The following is a 7,822-nucleotide window of genomic DNA, read 5'->3' on the forward strand; positions in this document are numbered from 1 at the left end:
TGGAGCGGCACCATGCGCATCGTATTCTTTGGTTCGGCTCCGATCGGGTTTCCTTTACTGGAAACACTGCTTAACAGCGCAAAAGACGATGTGGTTGCCGTTGTCACCCAGCCGGACCGTCCGGCTGGCCGCAAACAGAAAATGACGCCATGTCCCGTCAAGGTTCTTGCGCAGGAGCGCGGCCTGACGGTGCTTTCGCCGGAAAAAGTTAAAGACAGTCTGCCGGAACTGACGGCCCTGAATGCCGATCTTTTTGTGGTGGTGGCCTACGGCCAGTACATTCCGTCGTCGGTGCTATCGGCCCCGGCACAGGGAGCAATCAATTTTCATCCATCACTGCTTCCGAAATACCGCGGATCATCGCCGATTCAATGGACCGTGGCGAACGGTGATACGATCACCGGCGTCACCATTCTTTATGTGAGTGAAAAAATGGATGCCGGCGATATCATCCTGCAACGTGAACTGCCGATCGGCCCGAATGACACATCAGAAACGTTAGAGCCGGTGCTGGCCGCAGCGGGCGCCGAACTGCTCATGCAGGCCGTTGAGCAGATCAGGACCGGAACGGTTCGGCGGATTCCGCAGGACGATGATGCTGCTACAGAAGTTTGCAAACTGACCAAAGACGATGGACGGCTTGACTGGACACTGCCTGCTGAAACTCTGCGCAACCGGATTCGAGGATTTACTCCGTGGCCCGGCTGTTTCTGCGTACTGCCTGACGGACAGAATCTGAAGGTTCTGAAAGCGTCTGTCGAAAGACAAAACGGATCGCCCGGCGAAGTTCTCGACGTTTCGGGAGCCGGACCGTTGATTGCGACGGGCGAGGGGGCTTTGCGGCTTCTTGAGGTATTGCCGTCCGGAAAGCGCGTTATGGACGGAGCGTCGTATCTGCGGGGCTATCCGCTGGCGGCAGGCTCTCGTCTGACTTGATGCCGCTGGCTTCAAGCCGCTTGAGCAGATCCGGATCAGCGGGTTTGATTTCCAGCGCCTTTTTCCAGTAGGCAACCGCCGCATCGCGACGGCCGAGTTTCTGGCAGGTATCGCCCAGATGTTCCCAAACGGAAGGATCATCCTCCACAAGGACGCTGGCTTTCTGCAGCTCTTTCAGCGCTTCGGCGTAGCGGCCCTGCATGTAGTAAATCCAGCCCAGCGTATCAAGAAAGGCTCCGTTTTCGGGATACGTTATCAGTGCCTTTCTAACCAGCGCCAACCCTGCATCCAGTTTTTCTCCGCGCTCGGCCCACATGTAGGCAATATAGTTCTGGGCTGCCGCTGTAGTTGTTTTTTCGCCCCGTTCAATCACCTTGAGGAACAGCTTCTCAGCGGTTTCAAGCTGGCCGGTTCGTTCATACAGTGAAGCATACTGATAATAGAACTGCTCGCCGAGCAGGTTGGTGCTACCGCTTTTCTGCGCGACCGATTCAAACTGTTGCGCTGTTTCGATGGCCTTCGTGTATTCCTTTTTCTCAGCTTGTAACAGCATCAGGTAGTAGAGCACCTCAGACGCATCGGGGTTCAATGTGCGGAAAGCATTCAGCAGAGCGATCGTACTTTCCGTGGATGCCGGAGGCCGACCGCTCAGCAGCGAAAGCATGTACTGATTCAGGATAGCCGGATTGTTCGTGTATGTTACGGCCAGTGTCCGGGCCGCTTCTTCAAGATGATCGCTCTTTTGTGCGGCGGCTAGAAAGTTGAAAAGAAAAAACGGATTATTCGACCATTCGGCTTCGGGAGATTCCGTGCGCACCTGTTCAAGCGCTGTGTAGGCTTCGCTATAGTGTTCCTGCTGCAGATGCAGATAACCCAGCACGGTGCGCAGGCGGTTGTCATTGGGATAATGTCCGAGTGCCTCCAGCAGAACCGTTTTGGCTTCCTGATTTTTTTTTGCGCCGATATAGAGCGACCCGAGCTGAGCGTAATAGAAAACAGGTGCCGGCGACTGTTCGCGGATATGTGCTTCAAGGCGTTCCGCCAGCCGGACGCGCTCCTGCTCAGGCATTTTTTCGGCAAGATATTGAAGCCACAGTTCCGGTTCGGTTCCGGTTTCCGCAGCCAATTTTTCATAAGCCTCCATCGCCTCATCGTATTTGCCGGTCTGAATCAGCAGATCGAACAGCTGGCGTGCCAGAGGCAGGTCGGCGGGCGCATAGCGGCGGGCTTCCTGAAAAGAATTTTGTGCATCGCTCAGTTGTTTAACAGCCAGCTGTGCGAACCCGAGCTGCTGCCAGCGGGAAGAATTTAAAGGAGCAATCCGTAGAGATTGCTGAAAGAAGCCGACGCCCTCCTGAACGGCAGCCCGCGCCTCCGGTGTGTCGCCGAGTTCACGGGCCCGATCAACGCAAAGTGTTCCCAGTAGATGGAACAACTCGGCGTTCTCTTTTTGCGTCACGGACGCGGAACGCAGTGTTTCCATTGCTTCCGTCCGCCGGTTCTGCAAAAAGTAGAACTGCGCAAGGAATACCGGAGGTTCATGGTCTTCAGGAAAATCGGATCGTATTTTCCGGAACAGGGCTTCCGCTTGATCCGGTTTTCCGGTCAAGGTGTAAACACGGGCCAGCAACAGCTGCGGATCGCTTGCACCGGGATGGTTTTTTGCCAGATCACGGGCCAGCCGGACGGCATTATTTGTTTCTCCGAGTTTGAGAGCGAGTGCTACGGCGGGGGCGTAAAGCTTTTCTTCATTCGGATCCAGCCGGATAGCCGTCTGAAGATGTTCAAGAGCCGCCATCGAGTCGCCGCCGGCTTCCGCCAGCAATCCGAGGCTGAAATGAGACAAAGCCCCAGCCTGCGTGTTTACGCTCAGCTGAGGCTTTGAAGGAGACGCGCACCCGCCGACAAAGAGCAGGACACCGGCCAGCAGGGCTTCGGAAATCCGGACTTTGCGGGAGATGCGCATGACAACCCCTCTTTTCAGAGAGAAATTATTTCTTTTTATGCCGGACTTCACGACGGCGTTTGCGCCGTTTGTGTTTCGACATTTTGGTCTTACGCCATTTCTTGATGGTACCCATGTATCTGTTTCCTTTGTGCGCTTATGCTACAACTTTATTTAAGCCGATCTCAATAATCCCCTCGGCACCGGCGGCTTTGAGTTCGGGAATGATTTCTCTAACCACCGATTCATCCACTACCGTTTCAACGGCATACCAGCCGTCGTCGGAGAGACTGCTGACTGTCGGAGCATGGAGCGCCGGCAGCAGTTTTTTAACCTGAGAGAGATTTTTTTCATTCACGTTCATCTTGAGCAAAACCTTATCGGCGGCATTTAGTGCCGCCGTCAGCAGAAGGGCGATTTTTTCAAGTTTGGAACGTTTCCAACTGTCAGCCCAGGCGGACTTATTGGCAAAAAATTTGGTATAGGACTCCATCAGGGTGTCCACAATGCGCAGGTTGTGTGCGCGTAGCGAGGAGCCGGTCTCAGTGATATCGACAATCGCATCGGCGAAATCGGGGACTTTCACTTCCGTGGCGCCCCAGGAAAATTCCACCGTAGCCTTTACGCCGTTTTTCGCCAGCCAGCGTTCGACGATACCGACACCTTCGGTGGCGATTCGTTTACCTTCGAGATCCTTGACGGATTTAATCGGGGAGTTTTCAGGAACAGCCAGAACCCAGCGAACCGGGCGTTTAGTTTGCTTGGAATAAACCAGACTGCAAACATCCTGCACGTCGGAACCGTTGGCTTCGATCCAGTCCAGACCTGCGATGCCGGCGTCCAGCATACCCAGTTCTACATAGCGGCTCATTTCCTGCGGGCGGAGCAGGCGGAGTTCAATCTCTTTGTCGTCGATGGAAGGAAAATAGGAACGCGAGTTGCCTGAGATGTTGAATCCGGCTTTCGCAAACAGCGCGTAGGTGGAGTCCTGCAGACTCCCCTTCGGTAATCCTATAATCAGTTTGTTCATATTCTCTAGGTTTCTTCCTTTTCTAAACAAGAGCGTCGGACTATACGGAAAACCTTTTTACCCGTCCACCGTTATTTACCCTTTTTCTAAATTCTGAATAATCGGTCGGCTGACCGGGCGCTTAGCGATTTTTTGAAGCGCCTCGGGGTAGGCGATGTGTTCCTGAGCGTGAATACGGGTCATTAGACTTTCGACGGTGTCGTCGGGCAGAACCGGTACCTTGCGCTGAACGATAATCGGGCCGGTGTCGATGCCGCCGTCGACAAAATGGACGGTACACCCGGTTTCTTTGGCGCCGGCTTCAAGCGCCTGCCGTCCGGCTTCGAGGCCGGGGAAATTCGGCAGCAGGGAAGGGTGAATGTTGATAATGCGTCCGGCGAAAGCGTTCAGCAGGCCGGGTTTTATGATGCGCATGAATCCGGCGAGGGCGATAAAGTCGCCGCCGTGCTGCCGTATAAGTTCAATGGCGTGCTGTTCAGCGTCGCCGTCGAGTTTGGTTTTAAACGGTGCACAGTCGAGATAGACGGCGGGATGTCCCAGTTTGCGGGCCCGTTCAAGGATGGTTGCGTCTTGGATGTCGGAGATGACGCAGGCGATGCGGGCATCAAGGCGTCCGGCGGCGATGGCCTCGGCTATCGCCTGATAGTTGGAGCCTGACCCCGATCCGAAAATAGCCAGATTCAGCATTTGGTAAGTTCCTTTTCCCGTTTTGACTGGATTCGGAGGATAAACCGGATTTTAATCCCCTGTCCAATCCGTAATCGACAGAAAGGAAAACGATGAAGCTTTTTATTAAACCGCACAATGAGACCGCCCGCGAATTTTACCGCAACCACGGTCATTTTCATGATGGCGACGCGGGATTAGATTTATATGTTCTGGAGGACATCACATTTGCTCCCGGCGAAACCAAGCCGATCAAGCTGGGAGTCTCCTGCGAGCCGGAGGATGGCCGTGCCTATTATCTCTTTCCCCGCTCCAGCATTTCGAAAACGCCGCTGCGCATGTCCAATTCGATCGGACTGATTGACGGCGGATACCGCGGTGAAATCATGGCGATGTGCGATCACATCAAAACCGAGCCTTTTACTGCGGAAAAAGGACAACGTCTGTTTCAGCTGGTGGCAACCGACAGTTCTCCGATTCACTATGAACTGGTGGAAGATCTTTCGGAAACGACCCGCGGCACGGGCGGGTTCGGAAGTACGGGGGCTTGAGAACCGTTTAAAAGAGTGAGCCGGCCGGGGCTCGAACCCGGGACCCTTTGATTAAAAGTCAAATGCTCTACCAACTGAGCTACCGGCCCTTAAAAAACGGAGCGCATAAAGTAGTGCAGACAACAGGGCTTGTCAAAAGCCAATCTGTTTAAATTTTAACAGTTTCAAAATACAAAAAAAACCGCCCGGGTTAAGGGCGGTTTTTCGTAACGGAACGGTTCTGAACTAATTTTGAGTTGTAGATACCGTGTTTCCGTCATCATCCACGTACCAGTAATAGTAAAAGGATTGTCCTGCATCATTCCGGCAGGAAACCCGGCTGGTAATCTCGTCAACGCTCTTCACTTTATACAGCTGTTCGACCACTGGGGTGAGAACGCCATCCTGCAAAATACCGTATTGAACGGCATAGGCGGTTACCTTGGGGCGCTCCATTTTACCGTGGGGGATTCTGAATTCCCAGTTATCCTCGCCGGTGTACTCAGTTTCCCTTGGCGATGCCTGAGTACGGCTGATTTGAGCAAAACAGGTCTGACCGGCCTTGTCCGTCAGCTCAATCGTCACGCGCACAGTTAAAGTTACGTCATCACGTTTGTCCTGATAAGTATTAAACTTGAAGAGCTCGATCTTTTTATCTTTATCGTCGCGAACCGTGTCGCTTTGAATTGTTCCCAGTCTTACGGTGCCAGACAGTTTCTTCTGCAGGCGCGCAAGTTCATTGGACGTCATGTGCGGCATCGCATTCGTCACGGAGCTTAAAACCGCATTGGTTTCCAGATTGGAAACACCGTTGGTTGATGAAGTTTGTTTTGCCCCGGACGATTCTTCGCCGGATGCGGCAAGAGCGCCGCCGATGAATAAGAAAACGATCATCAAATAACGCTTCATAGAATATCCTTTCAGCTGAAATTTCGCCTCAACCGTAGGCCGGGTCTCAATAAAAAGCAACAGGGCATTAAAAAATTTTAGGGTACGACCGCCGGTATGTTTATCCGCCAATGTTTAAGAACCCTGCCGCTTGCACGCCGGGCCTTTCACCGCTAAGATGCGCCACTTTTCAGAGGAGATTTTATGCAGGATAACGAATACCGCCGTCAGCGCATTGAAAATATGAAACAGCTTGAAGCCGCCGGTTATCCGGCTTTCGGTTCCGCTTTCAACCGCACCGGCACACTGGCTGAACTCACCGCCTCGTTCGAAGAAGGCAAAACCGTTAGCGCCTGCGGACGGATCGTCGCCATACGCAAAATGGGTAAGATGGCGTTCGCCCATCTTTCCGACGGCTCGGCCAAGTTCCAGCTGATGGTTAAAAAGGATTTGATCGGCGAGACGATATTCGATGCCTTCAAACTGCTCGACCTCGGCGACATCATCGGCGTCACCGGCGAACTGTTCATTACCCAGACCGGCGAAAAAACCGTCCGCATTACCGAATGGAAACTCCTTTGCAAATCGCTGATTCCTTTGCCGGAAAAATTCCACGGCCTGCAGGATGTCGAAACCCGCTACCGTCAGCGCGAACTTGATCTGATCTCGAACGACGAAGTCATGGCGCTGTTCAAAAAGCGCACAGCGGTGCTGAGTGAAATCCGCGCCTTCCTCGCGGCGCGCGGCTACAACGAAGTCGAAACACCGATGATTCAGCAGATCGCCGGCGGCGCGGCGGCATCGCCGTTTAAGACGCGCTACAACGCGCTCGGCACCGACATGTTTTTCCGTATCGCTCCGGAGCTTTACCTCAAGCGGCTGATTGTCGGCGGCATGGACAAAGTGTTCGAGATGAACCGCAACTTCCGTAACGAAGGACTCGACCGGACGCATAATCCGGAATTCACAGCGCTCGAAATCTACGAAGCCTACGGCGATATGCGCTCGATGCAGGAACTGGTGCAGAGCCTCGTCACCCATCTGGCGCAGAAAATTTTCGGCCGAATGGAAGTTGAATGGATGGGCAATCTGATTAACCTTTCCACGCCGTGGAAAGAAATCGCCTACCGCGACCTGATCAAGGAACGCCTCGGCGCCGACTGGTTTGAAAAATCGGTCGATCAGGCGCGCGCCAAAGCCGACGAACTCGGCGTATTCGTCGAGCCGGGCGTCGATTTCGCCGCCGTCACGCACGAGATTTATGAGAAGAATATCGAAGGCACGCTGATTCAGCCGACGTTTGTTACCCGTCTTCCAGCCTTCCTCGTTCCGCTGGCCAAGCCGTGTGCCGACGATCCGTCGCTGGTGGATGTTTTCGAACTGATTGTCGGCGGAAAAGAACTGGCTCCGGCCTACAGCGAACTGAATGACTCACTCGAACAGCGCCGCCGCTTTGAAGAACAGGCCGCAGGTGATCCGGCGAAAATCGACGACGATTTCCTCGACGCGCTCGAAACCGGCATGCCGCCGACCGGCGGAATGGGCATCGGTATCGACCGGCTCATGATGCTTCTGACCGGCTCCGACGCCATCCGCGACGTTATTCTTTTCCCCCAGCTCAAGCCGCGCAAGCGTGCCGGGCAGGGCGACGAAGAAAAACCGGAATAATGTGGAAGCGGCATCCCTGCCGCTTGTGATATCGCCCGGTCGGGGACCGGGCCTTCTATGGAGTCTGTCAACCGCTTCTGCTTATAATCCATTCCTTTCTCTGTTTCAAAAGACTGTCCGGCTGATTTAAAAGTGCGTTCATTTCGACTGAACGAACAA

At 53.9% G+C, this 7,822-nt stretch carries 8 protein-coding genes and 1 tRNA gene; 3 read left to right on the plus strand and 6 right to left on the minus strand.

Annotated elements, in window-relative coordinates; all coding sequences use genetic code 11:
* Positions 1-12: 12 nt before the first annotated feature.
* Complete coding sequence (locus HOO88_09880) at positions 13-936, plus strand: methionyl-tRNA formyltransferase (protein ID NOU37062.1); 924 nt, start codon at positions 13-15, stop codon at positions 934-936.
* Here the strand turns inward: HOO88_09880 and HOO88_09885 are convergent.
* The 4 genes from HOO88_09885 to purN all read right to left on the minus strand — a co-directional run bounded on the left by HOO88_09885 (position 875) and on the right by purN (position 4,598).
* Entirely contained in the window at positions 875-2,902 is a 2,028-nt protein-coding gene (locus tag HOO88_09885; protein NOU37063.1) for a tetratricopeptide repeat protein, read from the minus strand. The genes HOO88_09880 and HOO88_09885 overlap by 62 nt on opposite strands.
* 25 nt (positions 2,903-2,927) lie before the next feature.
* Complete coding sequence (locus HOO88_09890; protein ID NOU37064.1) at positions 2,928-3,017, minus strand: AURKAIP1/COX24 domain-containing protein; 90 nt, start codon at positions 3,015-3,017, stop codon at positions 2,928-2,930.
* 21 nt (positions 3,018-3,038) lie between these two features.
* Positions 3,039-3,911 carry an ATP phosphoribosyltransferase gene (locus HOO88_09895; GenBank protein NOU37065.1) on the minus strand — a complete coding sequence of 291 codons (873 nt, stop codon included), beginning with the start codon at positions 3,909-3,911 and terminating at the stop codon, positions 3,039-3,041.
* Positions 3,912-3,986: 75 nt separating this feature from the next.
* Positions 3,987-4,598, minus strand: coding sequence for a phosphoribosylglycinamide formyltransferase (purN, locus tag HOO88_09900; protein ID NOU37066.1), 612 nt, complete (start codon positions 4,596-4,598; stop codon positions 3,987-3,989).
* A gap of 92 nt (positions 4,599-4,690) precedes the next feature.
* On the opposite strand from purN, the gene HOO88_09905 reads away from it, so the two are divergent.
* Entirely contained in the window at positions 4,691-5,128 is a 438-nt protein-coding gene (locus HOO88_09905; GenBank protein ID NOU37067.1) for a dUTP diphosphatase, read from the plus strand.
* Positions 5,129-5,144: 16 nt separating this feature from the next.
* Here HOO88_09905 and HOO88_09910 read toward each other — a convergent pair.
* Both HOO88_09910 and HOO88_09915 read right to left on the minus strand, forming a co-directional pair.
* Positions 5,145-5,217, minus strand: a tRNA-Lys gene (locus HOO88_09910).
* A gap of 136 nt (positions 5,218-5,353) precedes the next feature.
* The gene (locus tag HOO88_09915; protein ID NOU37068.1) at positions 5,354-6,016 is read right to left on the minus strand and encodes a hypothetical protein; all 663 of its coding nucleotides are present in this window, start codon (positions 6,014-6,016) and stop codon (positions 5,354-5,356) included.
* A gap of 183 nt (positions 6,017-6,199) precedes the next feature.
* Here HOO88_09915 and lysS point away from each other — a divergent pair, with 183 nt between their 5' ends.
* Positions 6,200-7,663 carry a lysine--tRNA ligase gene (lysS, locus tag HOO88_09920; protein NOU37069.1) on the plus strand — a complete coding sequence of 488 codons (1,464 nt, stop codon included), beginning with the start codon at positions 6,200-6,202 and terminating at the stop codon, positions 7,661-7,663.
* The last annotated feature ends 159 nt before the right edge of the window (positions 7,664-7,822 follow it).

Source organism: Kiritimatiellaceae bacterium (genome assembly GCA_013141415.1).
In the GTDB taxonomy this organism is placed as follows: Bacteria; Verrucomicrobiota; Kiritimatiellia; order Kiritimatiellales; family Tichowtungiaceae; genus Tichowtungia.